Origin of the sequence: Paenibacillus kribbensis (assembly GCF_001705305.1) — a bacterium.
Lineage (GTDB): Bacteria > Bacillota > Bacilli > Paenibacillales > Paenibacillaceae > Paenibacillus > Paenibacillus kribbensis_B.
Genome location: NZ_MCBP01000011.1, coordinates 50,630 through 67,632, shown reverse-complemented (window position 1 = coordinate 67,632; position 17,003 = coordinate 50,630). Strand labels below are relative to the sequence as shown.

Annotated in this window: 16 protein-coding genes and 1 riboswitch; of the genes, 9 read left to right on the top strand and 7 right to left on the bottom strand. The window is 48.6% G+C overall.

Translation table 11 applies throughout. The features are described from left to right. Positions 1–25 precede the first annotated feature (25 nt). The gene (locus BAZ21_RS29085) at positions 26–178 is read right to left on the bottom strand and encodes a hypothetical protein (protein ID WP_176718177.1); all 153 of its coding nucleotides are present in this window, start codon (positions 176–178) and stop codon (positions 26–28) included. Between the two features lie 226 nt (positions 179–404). On the opposite strand from BAZ21_RS29085, the gene BAZ21_RS18955 reads away from it, so the two are divergent. Then, positions 405–749, top strand: coding sequence for a hypothetical protein (locus BAZ21_RS18955; RefSeq protein ID WP_068504046.1), 345 nt, complete (start codon positions 405–407; stop codon positions 747–749). A gap of 233 nt (positions 750–982) precedes the next feature. Continuing rightward, the gene (gene pdaA, locus BAZ21_RS18950; protein WP_068504044.1) at positions 983–1,780 is read left to right on the top strand and encodes a delta-lactam-biosynthetic de-N-acetylase; all 798 of its coding nucleotides are present in this window, start codon (positions 983–985) and stop codon (positions 1,778–1,780) included. A 116-nt stretch (positions 1,781–1,896) separates the two neighbouring features. On the opposite strand, the gene BAZ21_RS18945 is transcribed toward pdaA, so the two are convergent. Then, complete coding sequence (locus BAZ21_RS18945) at positions 1,897–3,597, bottom strand: glycoside hydrolase family 13 protein (protein WP_068504043.1); 1,701 nt, start codon at positions 3,595–3,597, stop codon at positions 1,897–1,899. Between the two features lie 134 nt (positions 3,598–3,731). On the opposite strand from BAZ21_RS18945, the gene BAZ21_RS18940 reads away from it, so the two are divergent. Beyond that, complete coding sequence (locus BAZ21_RS18940) at positions 3,732–4,823, top strand: hypothetical protein (protein ID WP_068504041.1); 1,092 nt, start codon at positions 3,732–3,734, stop codon at positions 4,821–4,823. A 325-nt stretch (positions 4,824–5,148) separates the two neighbouring features. On the opposite strand, the gene BAZ21_RS18935 is transcribed toward BAZ21_RS18940, so the two are convergent. The 5 genes from BAZ21_RS18935 to BAZ21_RS18915 all read right to left on the bottom strand — a co-directional run bounded on the left by BAZ21_RS18935 (position 5,149) and on the right by BAZ21_RS18915 (position 11,971). Then, the gene (locus BAZ21_RS18935) at positions 5,149–5,937 is read right to left on the bottom strand and encodes an SDR family oxidoreductase (protein ID WP_068504039.1); all 789 of its coding nucleotides are present in this window, start codon (positions 5,935–5,937) and stop codon (positions 5,149–5,151) included. 18 nt (positions 5,938–5,955) lie between these two features. Then, positions 5,956–7,113 (bottom strand): SMP-30/gluconolactonase/LRE family protein, encoded by a 1,158-nt coding sequence (locus BAZ21_RS18930; RefSeq protein WP_068504038.1) that lies wholly within the window; start codon positions 7,111–7,113, stop codon positions 5,956–5,958. A gap of 31 nt (positions 7,114–7,144) precedes the next feature. Continuing rightward, positions 7,145–8,155, bottom strand: a complete 1,011-nt coding sequence (locus BAZ21_RS18925) for a zinc-dependent alcohol dehydrogenase family protein (protein ID WP_068504036.1) — start codon at positions 8,153–8,155, stop codon at positions 7,145–7,147. Between the two features lie 402 nt (positions 8,156–8,557). Then, positions 8,558–9,604: an EAL domain-containing protein gene (locus BAZ21_RS18920; protein WP_068504034.1), complete on the bottom strand. Its 1,047-nt coding sequence runs from the start codon at positions 9,602–9,604 to the stop codon at positions 8,558–8,560. A gap of 264 nt (positions 9,605–9,868) precedes the next feature. Further along, complete coding sequence (locus tag BAZ21_RS18915; RefSeq protein WP_068504032.1) at positions 9,869–11,971, bottom strand: bifunctional 2',3'-cyclic-nucleotide 2'-phosphodiesterase/3'-nucleotidase; 2,103 nt, start codon at positions 11,969–11,971, stop codon at positions 9,869–9,871. Between the two features lie 248 nt (positions 11,972–12,219). Beyond that, a riboswitch (TPP riboswitch) is annotated at positions 12,220–12,329 on the top strand. 192 nt (positions 12,330–12,521) lie between these two features. Here BAZ21_RS18915 and BAZ21_RS18910 point away from each other — a divergent pair. From BAZ21_RS18910 to BAZ21_RS18890, 6 genes are all read left to right on the top strand, one after another. Next, the gene (locus BAZ21_RS18910) at positions 12,522–13,568 is read left to right on the top strand and encodes an ABC transporter substrate-binding protein (RefSeq protein WP_068504030.1); all 1,047 of its coding nucleotides are present in this window, start codon (positions 12,522–12,524) and stop codon (positions 13,566–13,568) included. Between the two features lie 258 nt (positions 13,569–13,826). Continuing rightward, a complete protein-coding gene (locus BAZ21_RS29790) occupies positions 13,827–13,952 on the top strand; it encodes a hypothetical protein (protein ID WP_256021855.1) in 126 nt (41 codons plus the stop codon). A 125-nt stretch (positions 13,953–14,077) separates the two neighbouring features. Next, on the top strand, positions 14,078–14,371 hold the full coding sequence (locus tag BAZ21_RS18905) for a thiamine-binding protein (RefSeq protein WP_068504028.1): 294 nt from the start codon (positions 14,078–14,080) through the stop codon (positions 14,369–14,371). Continuing rightward, the gene (locus BAZ21_RS18900) at positions 14,368–15,144 is read left to right on the top strand and encodes an ABC transporter permease (RefSeq protein WP_068504026.1); all 777 of its coding nucleotides are present in this window, start codon (positions 14,368–14,370) and stop codon (positions 15,142–15,144) included. Before BAZ21_RS18905 ends, BAZ21_RS18900 begins: the two co-directional genes overlap by 4 nt. A 44-nt stretch (positions 15,145–15,188) precedes the next feature. Beyond that, positions 15,189–16,136: an ABC transporter ATP-binding protein gene (locus tag BAZ21_RS18895; protein ID WP_068504025.1), complete on the top strand. Its 948-nt coding sequence runs from the start codon at positions 15,189–15,191 to the stop codon at positions 16,134–16,136. Further along, positions 16,129–16,953, top strand: coding sequence for a TatD family hydrolase (locus BAZ21_RS18890; RefSeq protein ID WP_068504023.1), 825 nt, complete (start codon positions 16,129–16,131; stop codon positions 16,951–16,953). The genes BAZ21_RS18895 and BAZ21_RS18890 overlap by 8 nt, the downstream gene beginning before the upstream one ends. Positions 16,954–17,003: the final 50 nt, after the last annotated feature.

Genomic DNA, 17,003 nt, shown 5'->3' with positions numbered 1-17,003 from the left:
CGATGAAACTTTGATATAAGACAGATTACTTATTTTGAACATCTGTTCTTACTACCCCGACATCAGAAGCATTGATAGAAATCGGGTTGCCACCTTGTCCTGTCTGAGCTGAAGAAGATTGTCTGACGTCTACTGAAATTTTTTTATTTTTAAATCCACTTCTTCTTTTTCTTCCCAAAAGAATTACCTCCTTATATATACGTGATCTCCTCAAATCTCTGAAGAGATATGCTATATGCATATGCTAGAGTAGCAAAGCTTGTATCGGCGAATAATAGATCATAGAGAAAAGAGGCTGATATGAATTTAGTCGAATTTAGTTCACTGGATACGTTAGTTCGTCCAATCTAGGATACTTTCAACTTCATATGCTAAACAATCAGGAGAAAAGGAGGGGACAACATATGAAAACAAAAAGCTCATCACTGAAAAAGAAAGCAGCCGCGGGTAAGGGCAGAAAAGTCATCCTTGGCCCAACAAGAGCCCGTGCTACCGGAGACCTCGGCAATGGATTTTTACGCAGTGAATTCAGCCCATTTACCATCGCACCCAATAGCTTTCTCACTATTACTTTTAATGCCGGATCTGGCAGGGTTGTCATCAATGCAGGCTGGACCATTACCAACTTAGCCTCGGCATGGCCTACCGACAGCTTTCCGGCTACGGATACTCAATGGATATTGATTATCGAAAATCCAACGAATGTCACTAGAACGGTCACTCCGTATCTGATTACCAAAACACGGTAATTCGCACAAAAAGCGAGTATTTCCATCCATGTAAAAACCGCTTCAAGGGAAGCTGCGAAGCGGTTTTTTATGCTCTGCTTTAATATTCATGTCCATATGTGTTTTTGGTCAAAAGCCGTGTTCGTCCTCAGTTGAGAGCATCTTTGTATAAACAGGCATGGTATTGCAGACCATATGGAATATGCCGAAACATACACACCTTGCCCAAACGGGACGAAAGCGGAGGAACTTACATGAAGCGAATATTGGCCTTATGGCTATGCGTTGCGGTTATGGGGATGTTAGCAGTTACGGGTGAACCCCTACTCGCTGCTCAGACTGTTGACGGACAGCCTTATCATTTTGGGTTTAAAAAAAGTAAGGGAGGCGAGCTGCCTTCTATCGCACAAGAGGGCTTTATGCACCTGATTGAAAGACAAGGTGGCATCTTTCTAGGGGATACTACGAAAAAAGAATTATTTCTCACGTTTGACAACGGCTATGAGAATGGATACACGCCCAAGGTGCTGGATGTCTTAAAGGCTAAAAAGGTGCCAGCCGCCTTCTTTGTAACCGGGCATTTTGTAAAGGACCAGCCAGCTTTGATGCGCCGTATGGCGAGTGAGGGCCATATTATCGGCAACCATTCATGGAGCCATCCTGATATGAGCACCATTTCTCCAGCAGAGATTCGGTCCGAGCTGGATCGGGTACAAAATGCATCGGCAGAGCTAACCGGACAAAAGGAAATGAAATTCGTCCGGCCGCCTCGCGGCATTTTCAACGAAAAGGCATTGGCCCTCTGTCGAGAAGCCGGATATACAAGCGTATTTTGGTCTGTGGCTTACAAGGACTGGGATACAAATATCCAGCAGGGAGCAGACTATGCCTATCAGCAGGTCATGCGTCAGCTCCACCCCGGAGCGGTCATTCTGCTCCATTCTGTATCCAAGGATAATGCCGAGGCCTTGGGTTCGATTATCGACGAAGCTCGCAAGCAAGGCTATGAATTCAAAAGCCTGAACGACCTTAAAGTTAAGCATTACCACTAAAGCTAAAGCTGAATTTGACGAGTCGCTAAATGCTATTAGCCCGATCCACATGTGCCTACGGTAGGCCGGTGTGAATCGGGCTTTTCTGGCGAGTAAGGAACGCTAGAGATTCGATGCTATTTTAAAATCAGCTTATACACCCTTGCTTCATAAGGGCGCAGCTTCAATTCATGTAAATTCTCCCCTTGTGCCGGTTCGTAGTTAGACAGCAGCAACTCCGCTTTGGCAGCAGCGTAGCCATCTTCCTCGGGCCAATGGAAAACCGGATCACGGTCAAAGAAATTCAGAATGACCAGCAAATGCTCCTGTCCCAGCATGCGGATGAATACATACAGTTCTGTATCAAGCGGCAGCAGCAGCTTATATTCACCATAAACAATGACCTCATGCTGTTTGCGCAGAGCAATCAGCTTACGGTAATAGTGAAAAATCGAATCCGGGTTCCTTCTCTCCGCCTCCGCGTTGATGTACGTATAGTTATCGTTCATTTTCATCCATGGCTCTCCGTCAGTAAAACCCGCTGCATACCCATCATTCCACTGCATAGGGGTACGTGCATTATCCCGACTTTTTCTCCAAATCGCAGCCATAATCTCTTCCTCCGGCTCGCCTATCTTCCGTTGCTGCTCATAATAATTTAACGTCTCCACATCCCGGTAATCATCAATCGACGGGTATGCGATATTGGTCATGCCAATTTCCTCACCCTGATAAATATAAGGCGTACCTTCGAGCATATGTGTGAAGGTTGCCAGCATTTTGGCTGACTCCACACGATACTGCCCATCATCCCCAAATCGTGACAGGGCACGCGGCTGATCATGATTGTTCAAATAATTGGCGTTCCATCCTTCCAGATGAAGCACAGTCTGCCAACGGCTCATAATTTGTTTCAGCTCCACCAGTGTCCACGGCTTGAATTTCCATTTTTCAGTCCCTTGTCCTTGGGCATCGACAAACATATGCTCAAACTGGAAAACCATATTCAGCTCATGCCGTTGGTCACCCACATAATCAAGCGCCTGCTCCGGGCCCAGACCAGAGGTCTCACCGACGGTCATTAAGGGATAGCGCATCAGCACTTTTTCATTCAGCATGCGCAAAAGATCATGTACCTGCTCCAGATTGGAAAAAAGCTGATAGGCTCGCACCAATGTTCTTTTATCGGGATTATCAGCATCCGGCAGTCCTTCGGCTTTGACAATATGGGCAATGGCGTCAAAACGGAAACCATCGATCCCCTTTTTTAGCCACCATTCCACCATACGATAGAGCTCGCCTACCATCTCTTCATTTTCCCAGTTCAAATCCGGCTGGTGCTCGGAATACAAATGCATGTAATATTCGTCTGTAAGCTTGTCATATTTCCACACAGAACCAGAAAAATACGATTCCCAGTTGTTCGGATATCCGCCATTTTTGCCTGTTCGCCATATGTAGTAATCCCGCTTCGGATTATCCTTGGATGAGCGTGATTCCGTAAACCACGGATGCTCATCTGATGTGTGGTTTAATACCAGATCCATCATAATTTTGATGCCTCGTTCATGCGCCTTGTGCAGGAGTTCATCAAAGTCATCCATCGTCCCAAACTCATCCATAATGGCATAATAATCACTAATATCGTAGCCGTTATCATGATTGGGCGATTTGTACACCGGGCAAATCCAGATTACATCAATACCCAGCTCACACAGATAATCCAGTCTGGACTGGATACCCCGCAAATCTCCTTTTCCGTCTCCATCAGAATCCTGAAAGCTGATGGGATATACCTGATATACCACAGCTTTCTTCCACCATATTTTTTTAAGCATGTTTCCCTCCTGTAGCTTCTCTGTACATCCAATAGCTTATGCTGTTAACATACACGCAATACCTTTTGAAGGAATAAGACAGCATATACATGAACCAGAAGCGATGCCATTCTTAAATCAAAGGAGGAATTCATGTGAATCATCGATCCAAGGAGCCTAGAGATCTGATTGTAGAGTCTGCTGTAATCCCGCCAAATATCCATGTGGATGTGGAGTCAGCCACCGAAGGGGGAACCCGCCGCCTGATGCTTAGCGATAACCCGGAGACACTTACCCACGTAACTGTACCTACCGAGCAAGCCACCCTGTGGCATGATGTGGTTCGTACCACAACCCGAACGGTCAAGCACCGCATTTTCGGCTGGCATTACAACAAAATTGGAGGCCCCGTTAAGCTAGGCATTACGGTGGAAAACAAAAATCATGCTGTGCTGGAAGTACGCCATATGGAACGCGCTCTAGAGATTGCGCCTGAGGATGGCAACTGGATTATAGATGTCGGGCAATCCATTGCCAAAAGATGTTTGGCGGGTACGATGAAACGTCGGAAGCCCGTTGACCGTCATAAATTCGGCAGAGGCACCACCCTGTTGGAGGAATTCGAGCTGCCTGAAGGATCGCTGGTCGGATTCACTTATGACTTCACCGTGGAATATGGCGAAGGCCACGGTACGCTGGACTACGTCATTCGCACCGTGGTCAGCAAGGACACACGGGTCGACCTGCGCCAGATTCATACGGATGCGCTTCTTCCCGTACCTCCACCGCAGGCGCATCCACGGGGGGTATGGCCCTTTTCCGAAACGAATGCGCGGATGCCGGTATACGTGGTAGGGCAAAGCGCCAATTATCGGGCGTGTGCCACTAAAAAACTGAACGGCGAGACTCCTGCCGATCTGCTGTTTACCGGGGCACGCAGCGAGCTGGGCCCTGCGCTGGACAACCGCGGACAATTCGGCACCATATACAACGCGACCATTCCCATCGTTAATGACAGTGACGAGATGCGTACCGTGCGGATTTATGCGAACCCACGCGGGGGTGCATTCGCCGGGTCTGTACGCATAGACAATCGCGTATATGGTATTCCTCTGCTACAAGATAATACCAAGGTATGCCGATTGGCTGATATCAGCGTTCCCCCCGGCAGGTCCAGCTATGCTCTCAGCTTCATGGTGGCAGGTAGTGCAACTACGCCGCTAGGTCTGTACGTTATCACGCTATAGCTGTGCTCACGATGACTGGATGAGCGAACGTGGAGCCAAAATTTTCACAGATATTATCTTCTCTATAGTAAATGGAACTATTCCAAAAGCCGGTTTTAAACTTTATTGGACAGTGCACGCTTCGTCATTAGCGTAAAAAAAAGCGCGGGTTCAAGGGTTATTTCCCCTTATAACTCGCGCATTTTGAATCATGCTCGCCCATTTGAGCAGGTTATGGTCAAGCGAAAGCATCCCCCTCCAACACACTTTCCGGCTCAATCATTCTAGGTCGTTATATCGGGACTTTAAAAATTACTGTCCGTTTGTGAGCAGAATAAATACCGCTCTATTTGAACCGCTGGGCCTGCCTCGAAGGCATAATGGTCAACTCCGGAATGTTGACATGCTCCGGCTGCTCCAGTGCATAAAGGGCAGCTTCTGCGACATCATCGGGATGCAGCGGCAAAACGCTCGAAGCAAACGCCCGAATCTCCTGCTCGGGATATCCCGCCACCTGCGAAAATTCCGTCGCCACCGCCCCGGGGTGAATCGCAGTTACACGAATTCCATGCGTATTGGTCTCCAAACGCAATGCGGAGGCTATGGCGCTAACGCCGTACTTGGTAGCGCTGTATAGCCCTCCTCCGGCAACCACTTCCTTCGCTGCAATAGAAGAGACAATAACAACATCCCCCTTGGCCTGTTCCCTCATTGGCTGAAGTCCGTACTTCAGTGTCAGGACAAGACCATGCACATTCGTCTTGTAAAGCTCCTCCCATCTTTCCAGTTCCACTTCTGCCAAAGGGCTTCGATACCCGAAGCCGGCATTGGCAACAATAATGTCAAGCCGCCCCCAGTGTTCAAGAATGGTGTGGACCGCCTGCTGTACGTCTTTAGCTTTTTGGATATCGGCAGGTATTGCCATGACCTCGTACAATTCCTCTTGGTGCAAGTCGCGAACCAATTCGTCCAATCGCTCCTGACGGCGTGCCAATACAGCTACATACGCGCCTCGCTTTGCCAGTTTTCTTGCAATCGATGCCCCAATACCGCTGCTTGCGCCTGTTACCAAAGCTACTTTCCCGGCCAGGCTTTCCTTCGCATTCCATGATAATTTCAACTCATCCAATATCATATTAAACCCTCCCCAAGCTTAATTGCTTAAAAGCACGCGATGAACACCCTGGCTACCTCCAGGAGCTGTACCTATATATAAATATCCGTCATGGTTTACAGCCGTAGTTACCCCATAAAGCGAACCTTCAGGATCATGCCAGCTTCCGATGAGTCCACCCTGTGGATTAAGCTCCACAGCAAGCCCATGCTTCACTGGTGCGCTTGCACCGCTGAGCAGCGATTGAGGCAATTTGGCCATCATTCCAGCCAGCCACGGGCTTCCATGCATCTGATCTACAAAGGGAATACGTGTCGTGAAGAGACCGACCCAGAAATGGCCTTGATCATCACGCGTAATGTTATCTGGAAAACCGGCGAGATTATCCGCAAAAATATCCGAAGTCCCCTTCTTCGGCCCTTTGAGCCAGTATCGGGTCAATTGGTAGTGATACGACTCTGCCACAAGCACAAAATCTTCGTCCGCAGACAAGGCAACTCCGTTCGCAAAATAAAGGCCTTCCAACAGAACTGTCGTCTGCTTGGTCGCCGGATCATATTTCAGCAAACGTCCATGCGGCTTGTTCTCGGCGATTTCTTTGAAGACTACACTGCCATAATTGGAGGTGTCAGAAAAATAAATGGTGCCGTCTTTGGCAATATCCAGCTCGTTGGCCAAATAGATCGGTGTGCCGTCGACTTGATTGGCCAACACCGTCACGTTTCCGGAAGGATCTACCGACAGCAGCCCCTTCTTAACATCCGTAACGATCAGATTTCCACTTGCGTCAAACATAAGTCCATTGGGCGTTCCTTTGGTATCTGCATATAGCTGGGCCTTTTGCGGATTGCCCTTTGTATCAAAGGCAACCTTATAAATTTTCCCGTCCGAGTCTCCCGTATATAAATTACCTTCCTTGTCAAAGGTGATAAATTCCGGAAACTTAGGGGCATCTGTAACAAGCTCTGCGGAGCTGAGTTTGTTGTTTTGTTGCCATGGACCCGCTTCTTCAAAAGAGGGGGCCGAAGGTGCAAGCCATTTTGCAGGCTGGACAGGGGAAGGGATGAGCATAAAAATAACCACTCCCAGAAGGATTACCGCCAGCAACGATAATCCGGTTCTGCGTACCCATTTACGCGGTTTCTTATTCTTTCTTCCTTGAGAATCTTTGACAGACAAATCAGGTTTACTGGGCATTAGAGTGCCTCCTATGTGATGTGAATAATATTTATAATTGAACGACGATTTTACCGAAATACTGTTTCCCTTCGGCCAAAAGCGTGAAGGCTTCGCCGATTCGGCTGAGCGGGAATACCCGGTCGATGACAGGATGTAAACGATGGTGGGAAATGGCACGATTCATGTTTTCGAAATGTTCCCGGTTACCGACTTGACTGCCGCGAATCGTCGCAGCCTTCTGCAAAATGCTGGTGACATCGAACTTAGGAATGGTCAAGCCCGATAAGAATCCGACCATGCTCACAGTCCCTCCGGTACGAAGTGCATTGATGGATTGCGCCATTGTTGCCGCTCCCCCCACATCTAGGACATGGTCGACTCCTCCTGTCAGCTCCAGAGCCGCTTTATCCCACTCGGGAACTTCCGAATAGTTGATTGTCTGCCATGCGCCGAGAGTTTTTGCCCGTTCCAGCTTGTCATTGCTGCTCGATGTGATAATTACCCGTGCTCCCGCCATCAGAGAGAATTGAAGCCCAAAGATGGAAACACCGCCTGTTCCTTGCAAGAGCACCGTATCCCCTGCTTGCAGCCCGCCGGATTCCATCAGCATGCTCCATGCGGTTAATGCCGCAATCGGCAAAGTGGAAGCCTCCTCCCAAGAAAGGTGATCCGGAATGGCGACGACTCCTTCTTCATGCAGAACAATATATTCAGCCGCCACTCCACTGAGTGGCCCTCCCAGACTGTCCTTTAATACCTCCGCTCTCGTGCTCCCGCCAATGAATTTCTGCTGTAAATTTGCCGCTACCCTTTGTCCAACCTGAAATTTTGTCACCTCTTCGCCCACAGCTACAATTTCACCCGCTCCATCGGATAACGGAATGAATGGAAATTGAATGTCGACCGGCATTACTCCGTTAATAATCACCAAATCCCGGTAATTTAGAGATGCTGCCCTTATGCGGATCAGAACTTCCAGCCGTCCCGGCATCGGTATGTCGAGTTCCGTCAAGGTTAATTCTTCAAAGCCAAAACCGTTTTTCAGTTGCACTGCTTTCATTTTGGTTGTCCTCCCTGCGATGTTCAATTTTTTACCCAGTATGGATACAGTGTATTATACAAGAAACAATGTTTCTTGTATAATACACTGTATCGATTTGTCTTCAAAACGTCAATCTTTACTTTAAAAATAAAACGTGTCGTATACTGCTCCCGGGTTTTTAATGTTCCTTACCCAAGTTAAATTGAAGACAGGGTGGCTTTCGCTTGCTCATAGCTTGCTCAGGTGAGCAAGCATGGACCAAAAAACGCGAGTTGCAGGGGTGAAATAACCTCTGCACTCGCGTTTTTTTTACATTCATGGTGGTATAAGCACTGTCCAATATGATTGGAACTTGCTTATGGGACAGCCCCATTTAAGCTCCACTTTTTATAAACTACGCCGATTTAAATGTGCTCATGACTACACTACTCTACTAAGTACAAAATCGGAGGGCGGGCGGGGCTCCGGCTTGCCAAACAAATAACCCTGAGCCAGGGACACACCGGCTTCACGACAAAATTCAAAATCCTCCATCCGCTCAACGCCTTCAGCCAGCACCTTGCCGCCAAAGCGAGAAGCCGATTCCACGATCCCCGTAATTTGTCGCTGCTGATCACTGTTGCGATGACAGCCATCAATTAAACTTCGATCAATTTTGACATAATCCGGCTGGAGGCAATTCATAAGCTCTGTCGTAGAATATCCTGCCCCCACATCGTCCAGTGCCACTGAAACTCCTCGAGTGCGATATTGTTCAAAAATTTGATGCAAAACATTCAGGTCGTCAATTTCTTCCGTCTCTACGACCTCAAACACAAAATCCTCCGTATTCATGGACAACCGATCAATCGTCTCAAAGGTATGATTCAAGCAATAGGCTGGATTATAGATGGTTGAAGGGAGAAAGTTAATAAACCGTTTAATCCCCGCAGGGAGACATGCTGCACTTTTTTCAATAGCGGAAATACGAGCCAAGCGATCCAAATGAGCATGCAAGCCGGCTTCACGGGCAATTTCAAACAGCCGAAAAGGCTGAAAGGGCCGCTCCGAATGTGACGGACGCAGTAAAAACTCAAACCCGATAATGTTCAGGTTGTGGTCAACAATAGGCTGCATGTGGCTTGAAAAGCTTTTATCCCTAATGATACTCATCATATCCGGGTGTTGAATTCTGGCTTGCAATTGGCTAAATAGAAGCCAGTCCTCATATCCTTCCACATGATTCAGCCCGGTCACCACAGCCTCCATATGTAGCAGCCATTCCTGGGGAAGACGAGCCAGTCCGCTAACCAGTTGTTCCAGCTCTGAATGGCTGTCATACTTAAACACTATTCCGTCCTCGCAGCATTGTTGCGGTAGTATACCCAAGCCATCTAATGCCGGATTAAGCGACACCCTGGGGTGCCTGATCTTCAGCAATCCTTGATCTCTAATAGGTAATATGATACTGCAACTGCTGCATGCCATAATGGTCCTCCCTGGGAACAATTTTCCGGTTTTTTCACCATTATATCACAAATAACTAGAACAAAAGTACTATAAAATCAAGAAAAACAAGCTCGTTCCTAGTCGAAACTTAGGACTTAAGTGTATGTACGACAAGAGACAAAGCCTTTTGCACCATTTTTCAATTTCAATATTATTTTTCATAAAAGGCAAAAAAAACAGCAAGTCTCCCGAATAGAGACTTGCTGCTTTGCTCTGATTAAACCTGAAGCCGGAAGGGCAAACTTACTTGGAAGCCTTTGGCTTGGTTGTTTTAGCTGGTTTAGCAGCTGCAGGTTTGGTTGTTTTAACAGCCGGCTTCGCCGTTGCTTTCGCAGGAACCACAGCTTCCTTAGCAGGAGTATTGGCTGTATTAGGCTTCGCGCCAGCTTTTAAGCTGTATTTGGCAAAACCGTCTGCCGCGCTGCCCAAGTAAGCCATTTGCTGATTTCCAGCCAGCACATCCTTGGCATCAGGAGAGGACTCGAAGGTAACCTTAGCCTGACCGAAAGGAGCAATAGACCAGTTGCCATCCGCTGACGGATTAATAGTTCCGTTCGTACGGATATAATCAATAATGACTTGGCGGTTTTCATCCGGCGCTGCCATCACAATACGCTTGCCATCCGGATTCGCCAGTTTGGACGAGGAAGCACGGTAGTTATTGGTCGCTACGATAAATTTCTGTGCAGGATCAATTGCCTTCCCATTGTATTGCAAGTCCTTGATACGATGAGCCGAAGAATCAATCATGTTTCCCTTGGCATCATAGCGTGCAGGCTGAGTCACATCAATTTGGTAATTCACACCGTCAATAACATCAAAATTGTAGGTTGGGAAATCTTTGTTGATCAGCGCTTGTTCCTCTGTTTTGTTGGGATCGATGCGGTTGAACTGACCCGCAGACCACTCCAGCCATTCCTGGATTTCGGCACCGGTTACTTCTACAGCATGAACCGTGTTTGGGTATACGTACAGATCGGACACGTTTTTAATCGCAATCGTGCCTTCCGGAATGTTCGTGTAATACTCGGCACCGTTGCGACCACCGGCCTTGAATGGAGCACCAGCCGACAATACGGGAAGATTTTCGTATTCGGTCCCTTTCAGATGGTTTTGTACATACCATTTTTGTGCATTCGTCACAATCTGAATGGATGGGTCATCCTGAACCAATGCAAAATAACTGGTAATCGGTGCGGTTGTGGTTCCGACCGGTTGACGAACATAATCCAGCGTTCCTTTATGCTCATCCTTGATTGCATCTACCAGCTTAAAATCTTGATTCGTCTGCACAGCCTGATTTTTGGCATTCACAACCGGACGTACTTCAGACTGGGAATTAGTCACGTTCCACACATCTTTTTTCTTTTCCAGACTCAGATCAATAATGCCCAGCTCCTTGCCCCAAGAGGAAGCTTCTACAGCCGGTACGCCATTAATGGTCCCTTTATCCAGATCTACACCGCTCATTCCTTTAAAATCAGGGCCGGGGAAAGATTTATGAGCATGCCCAAACAGAATAGCGTTGATTCCGTTCACCTGGCTCAAATATTTAACTGCATTCTCCATCATTGGCGTTTGCGGCGCATCCTCATAACCTGTGTGCGCAAGCACGACAATAATGTCGGCACCTTCCATTTTCATTTGAGGAATGAACTTTTTCGCCGTTTCCACAATATCCTTCGTAACGACCTTACCCTTCAAATTGGCATCATCCCATTGCATAATTTGAGGAGTTACCAGACCGATTACACCCACTCTGAGCGTGTGCTCTTGGCCCTTCTCGTCCGTTACCGTTTTATTGAGAATCTGATAAGGGGTAAAATAATTTTTAGTACCTTGACCCCCGTTGTCAACATACACATTCGCATTTACGTAAGGGAATTCGGCTCCCTTAAGCGATTTCTCCAAAAAGTCGAGGCCATAGTTAAATTCGTGGTTGCCCACAGTAGCCGCATCATACCCCATCATGTTCATCATCTTGTAGACAGGATGGACACCGCCTTCTTGCAAAAAGGTTTTGTTTCTGGCCATATAATCGCCTAATGGATTGCCCTGCAACAAATCACCGTTATCAAACAGCATGCTGTTTCTCGTTTCACTACGCGCCTGCTGGATCAGTCCGGCAGTGCTAATCAAGCCATATTCGTTGGTTTCCTTATCTGCATAATAATCGTAGTTCATCAACGTCGTGTGAATATCCGTTGTCTCCATGATCCGCAAATTCACTGTAGCGCTGTCCCGAGAATCGGTGGCAGCCCAGGACGGAGCAGCTGTAAACACCAGCATGCTACAAGCTACAACCGCTGCTGTAAACCCTTTAAACCAATTTTTACGAAATAACAAAATATACCCCTCCTTATTAAGGTGTATGGCTCATATACATACTTTTGCACATATATGTAAGTTTCGAACCCACCATTCCTATTTTAATCCAACGCCAGACAAAAGAGTAGTCATTTGCCCAAAGTAATTATAAAAAAATAATTAATTTTCTCGCAAATGAACCGTCACCTCTTCCTCCATGCTGGACAGCCCCGCCTTCAAGGCATATAATCGTCGTAGTAAACCCGAATAAACAAACCCATTAAACCATACAATGCCAGGGGTGCTGGAATCGGCCGGCTGAGAGTGTGTCCCAAGACACTGACCCTTACAACCTGATCTGGGTAATGCCAGCGTAGGAATGCTTAAGCTAAGATGTGCCTTCTTTTCATAGGCCATCCCTTACTTTGGTATATACAAGCGCAAGCGTCCCGGAACCACGGGGCGCTTTTTTTGTTGAGGATTAAGTTGTTGGAGAGATAGCGCCCGGCAGATGTTATTTTTATGAAATGGGGAACACAAGCTGTCTGATTCGACGGATGACGGGTAATTAAAAGGAGAGAACACAACGATGAAGCGCATGAAAATGTTAAGCCTGGGACTGATTAGTCTGTGGCTCATGGCCCTGACACTGACCGCCTGCGGTGGAGGCTCCCCCTCTACATCTCAGGAGGCGGCACCTGCTACCAACGCTCCAGCCTCCACCCCGGCAAAGGGGCTTAAGGATGTTAAAGTTGTACTTGACTGGACACCAAATACGAATCACACGGGACTCTATGTCGCCAAGGATAAAGGATTTTACGAAAAAGCGGGCTTGAATGTCCAAATTGTCCAACCTGGTTCAGGCGGAGCCGATCAAATGGTTGCATCGAATGCGGCACCTTTTGGTATCAGCTATCAAGAGGGCGTCACCCAGGCTCGCACACAAGGTGTACCACTCGTATCTATCGCAGCAGTAATTCAGCATAATACCTCAGGCTTCGCAGCCCCGGTAGACCGTGGCATTAAAAGCCCAAAGGATTTTGAAGGGAAAAAATACGGCGGCTGGGGTTCACCCGTAGAAGAAGCGGTCATGAAATCCATCATGGATTCAGACAAGGCCGATGTGAGCAAGGTGAAGATTATGAATATGGGCAATGCCGACTATTTTACAGCCGTGAAGCGGGATATCGACTTTGCCTGGATTTTCTACGCATGGACCGGGATCGAGGCTCAACTTCGAGGTGAACCCCTGGATATGCTGTATGTAAAAGATTATTCCAAAAGCCTTGATTACTATACGCCTGTGATTGTGAGCAATGAACAGACGATTAAGAATGATCCAGAGCTGGTCAAAGCGTTCATGGACGCCACCGCCCAAGGATATGAATACACCATTGCTCACCCGGAAGAAGCCGCGGATATCCTAAGCAAAGCCGTACCGGAGCTGGACAAAAAGCTGGTACTGGCCAGCCAAAAATGGCTAAGCCCGCGTTATCAGGACGATGCCGCGCAATGGGGTGTGCAAAAGGCCGAGGTATGGCAAAACTACTCGGACTGGATGTACGAACGCAAGCTGCTCAGCAAGCCTTTGGAAGTCGACAAAGCCTTCACAAACGACTTTTTGCCCAAGCGTTGAGCATTTTGCTAAAACGCTAAAATCACCAACTAATAAAGTCAAAGAACTAGAAGTGTACATGCAGCGCCACTACGCGGTCGGATAGTGCTTCCCATCGCTGTTGTACCCAGATTTCTTTTATGTATATCCAGAGGTTGAAATCTGGGTACAAAGGCGAACGCTAGCGCTTGTACAGCACCATTCCGCCCACTTCGTTCTCGATCAACTTGGTTTATTCTTTAGTTTCATCTTATCTAAGCGCTAAGCAGGTCCGCTTAGATGTTAAAAATACCACACAAACCAGCTTTAAAAATAGGTGCTTTTAAGGCGGGCAGCAGCGTAGCGGTTCATTTGAATCTGGAGAAGCGTAGCGTTCGCCTTTGCCGTGGGATTCTTACCTTTTAAAATTTATTCAAAGAATCCCACGGCAACAGCGATCGTAAGATCAAATGAAACGCGAAGCGGTCTCACCCGCCTTAAACCAGCCTATTTTCTCTAAAACACTCCAAATGAAGGACAGGTGAATTCGCATGGCTAGTACTTTGCTCAGTATTCAAGTGATTCCTAAAACTCCTAATAACGAGGACTCTTACCCTTATGTAGATAAGGCGATTGAGGTCATACAGCGTTCTGGTGTCAAACATCAGGTGAATCCACTGGAGACGACTATGGAGGGCGAGCTGGACGAGCTGCTGAACATAGTTAAAGAAATGCATGTGGCATTGACGGAGGCCGGCAGTCCCAGCATCATTTCACAGATCAAAATCGCACATAACCCACAGGGCATCAGCATGAACAAGCTGACCGAAAAATATCGCCCATGAATCCAAAAGGCAAGAACGCATCCTGGTGGAAAAGCGTATGGCCGCCCCTTGTGGCGGTCCTCTTCTTTTTGGCAGCCTGGCAGGGAGCAGTTTCCTATTTGCAGGTTGAGTCCTGGCTACTGCCAGCTCCGTCTCTGATCGTACAGGCGGGCATGGCTCAGTCGGAGCTGCTTGGTGCCCATACGTGGGCGACGATTCGCCTGACGCTTGGTGGATTTGCTATCGGGACTGCTACGGGACTGTTGATTGCCATCGTTCTTCATACGATTCCTTTTCTCAAATCCGCCCTGTATCCACTGCTCATCCTTAGTCAAAACATTCCGATCATAGCCCTCGGCCCATTGCTGATGGTGTGGTTTGGTTTTGGCGTGCTGCCCAAGCTGATGGTCATTACGTTAGTGTGCTTTTTCCCCGTGGCTGTAGCAGCCATGGACGGGCTGACACGGACGGATCGTATGATGATGAACTACATGCGCATGTCAGGCGCGGGCAGGATGGCCATTTTTATGAAGCTGGAGCTGCCGCACTCCTTGCCACAAGTATTTTCCGGCATCAAGATTGCTGCCACCTACAGCGTGATGGGCGCAATTATTGCCGAATGGATCGGTGCCAGCGAAGGAATCGGATATTATATGATGCTGCAAAAGTCGGCCTATCGCACGGATTTGATTTTTGCCGCCATTGGCATCATTGTTGCACTCAGTTTACTGATGTTTGTCATGATCGTACTGCTGGAGAAATGGCTGGTTCGCTGGAAACCGGATCAGGAATAGCTTCCAAATGGATTCAATAAACTCGAAGAAAGGGTGTGGCGCGTATGAGTCTGCATCCGCCTGACTTATCACCACAAAACATGGCTGATGGACAACGAGCCGGAGAGGAGCAGGAGCTTTCGACGGCTCCTCCAGCGTTGGAAGTGGATGGCATCAGCCTCGCCTTCCGTGAAAGACGAAGCTCCTTGCCCGTATTGCAGGATGTGGCCCTGACCGTTAAGCCGGGAGAATTCGTCTCCCTCATCGGCCCATCCGGCAGTGGCAAAAGCACGCTGTTTCACATCATCGGCGGGCTGCTCAAGCCCCAGCAGGGTCGCATCCGCATGCACGGACAGGATGTGACGGGTGAACGCGGGCATATTAGCTATATGCCGCAGCAGCCTGCCCTTTTCCCGTGGCGTACCACGCTGGATAACGTACTGCTCGGGCAGGAAAACGCGCCGCGCAAAGATACGGCACACTCACGGTACACCAGCGAACGTGAACGCCGCGAGGAAGCCCTGCAATGGCTGGAGCAGGTCGGGCTGGGTCCTTTCGCCAAAGCGTATCCGCATACACTCTCTGGGGGTATGCAACAACGCGCGGCCTTCCTGCGCGCGCTGCTCAGCCCGCAGGAGCTGATGCTGCTGGATGAGCCCTTCAGCGCCCTGGATGCGCTGACACGTGCGGACATGCAGCAATGGTTATTGCGGATGTGGGAGAAAAACCGCCGTTCTGTGCTGTTTATCACCCACAGCATCGAGGAAGCGCTGCTGCTCTCCGACCGGATCTACGTACTGTCGGCGCGACCTGCTACGGTGATGCATGTCGTAGATGTTCCCTTCTCACGCCCTCGCCGGGAGGAAATCACCCTTGATCCACGTTTTAGCGAATGGAAGCGGATCATGACTGGCTGGATGCGTGAGGAAAAATACAAACTGGACAACGGCATGGACAATGCTGAAAACGCCCGCAAAAATACCCCGGGTGACGGAGCGAATCGGTATGAGTGACATTTTGACCACGACAGAATCCGCGCCATTGATCGACGCACACATTCATGTTGACAGCTACCCGCCTGAGCAGCAGGAGCCATTGCTGGCCTCTCTTGCCGATAGCAGCGTCGAAGCCATTATAGCCGTATCCATGCATCTCGCCTCCTGTCAAGCCAATCTGCGGTTAGCTGAGCGTTGGCCCGGGCTGGTACGCCCGGCCTTCGGGTTTCATCCCGAGCAGCCTCTTCCATCACAAGCCGAGCTTGATCTGCTGTTTGACTGGATGGATAAGCATATAGAGCAGATGGTCGCCGTTGGCGAAGTCGGCCTGCCCTACTACAATCGGCTGGAGGCCTTACGGAGCGGGGCCTTCTTTGACCACGCTCCCTACATAGCGCTGCTGGAGCGTTTTATCCGGTTTGCACGGAAGCATGACAAGCCCATTGTGCTGCACGCCGTTTATGAAGATGCCGATATCGCTTGCGACCTTCTGGAACGGCATGGTGTCACACAGGCGCATTTTCACTGGTTCAAGGGCTCTGCCGCCACGACCGAACGTATGGCCCGTAACGGCTACTATGTCTCCTTCACACCCGATCTTCTGTACGAAGAAGAAATTCACAAGTTGGCGAGACAGTATCCGTCCGATCAGATCATGGTGGAGACAGACGGTCCCTGGCCGTTCGAGGGAGCTTTTACCGGACAACAGACGCATCCACGGATGACTGCCGACGTCATTCGCGCATATAGCAAGCTGACCCATCAAGACGAGACTGCCGTCCGCCCATTATTTTATGAAAATACGAGACGCTTCTACTCACTGTCTAATTTATAAAGTCATATTACTAATCAATTCCCGAAGAATAAGATATCTGCTTTTACAGT

Excerpts from the sequence above, each read along its gene's own strand:
- BAZ21_RS18955 (WP_068504046.1), top strand. The coding sequence starts at position 405 with ATGAAAACAAAAAGCTCATCACTGAAAAAGAAAGCAGCCGCGGGTAAG.
- pdaA (WP_068504044.1), top strand. The coding sequence starts at position 983 with ATGAAGCGAATATTGGCCTTATGGCTATGCGTTGCGGTTATGGGGATG.
- BAZ21_RS18945 (WP_068504043.1), bottom strand. The coding sequence starts at position 3,597 with ATGCTTAAAAAAATATGGTGGAAGAAAGCTGTGGTATATCAGGTATAT.
- BAZ21_RS18935 (WP_068504039.1), bottom strand. The coding sequence starts at position 5,937 with ATGATATTGGATGAGTTGAAATTATCATGGAATGCGAAGGAAAGCCTG.
- BAZ21_RS18930 (WP_068504038.1), bottom strand. The coding sequence starts at position 7,113 with ATGCCCAGTAAACCTGATTTGTCTGTCAAAGATTCTCAAGGAAGAAAG.
- BAZ21_RS18925 (WP_068504036.1), bottom strand. The coding sequence starts at position 8,155 with ATGAAAGCAGTGCAACTGAAAAACGGTTTTGGCTTTGAAGAATTAACC.
- BAZ21_RS18920 (WP_068504034.1), bottom strand. The coding sequence starts at position 9,604 with ATGGCATGCAGCAGTTGCAGTATCATATTACCTATTAGAGATCAAGGA.
- BAZ21_RS18910 (WP_068504030.1), top strand. The coding sequence starts at position 12,522 with ATGAAGCGCATGAAAATGTTAAGCCTGGGACTGATTAGTCTGTGGCTC.
- BAZ21_RS29790 (WP_256021855.1), top strand. The coding sequence starts at position 13,827 with ATGTTAAAAATACCACACAAACCAGCTTTAAAAATAGGTGCTTTTAAG.
- BAZ21_RS18905 (WP_068504028.1), top strand. The coding sequence starts at position 14,078 with ATGGCTAGTACTTTGCTCAGTATTCAAGTGATTCCTAAAACTCCTAAT.
- BAZ21_RS18900 (WP_068504026.1), top strand. The coding sequence starts at position 14,368 with ATGAATCCAAAAGGCAAGAACGCATCCTGGTGGAAAAGCGTATGGCCG.
- BAZ21_RS18895 (WP_068504025.1), top strand. The coding sequence starts at position 15,189 with ATGAGTCTGCATCCGCCTGACTTATCACCACAAAACATGGCTGATGGA.
- BAZ21_RS18890 (WP_068504023.1), top strand. The coding sequence starts at position 16,129 with ATGAGTGACATTTTGACCACGACAGAATCCGCGCCATTGATCGACGCA.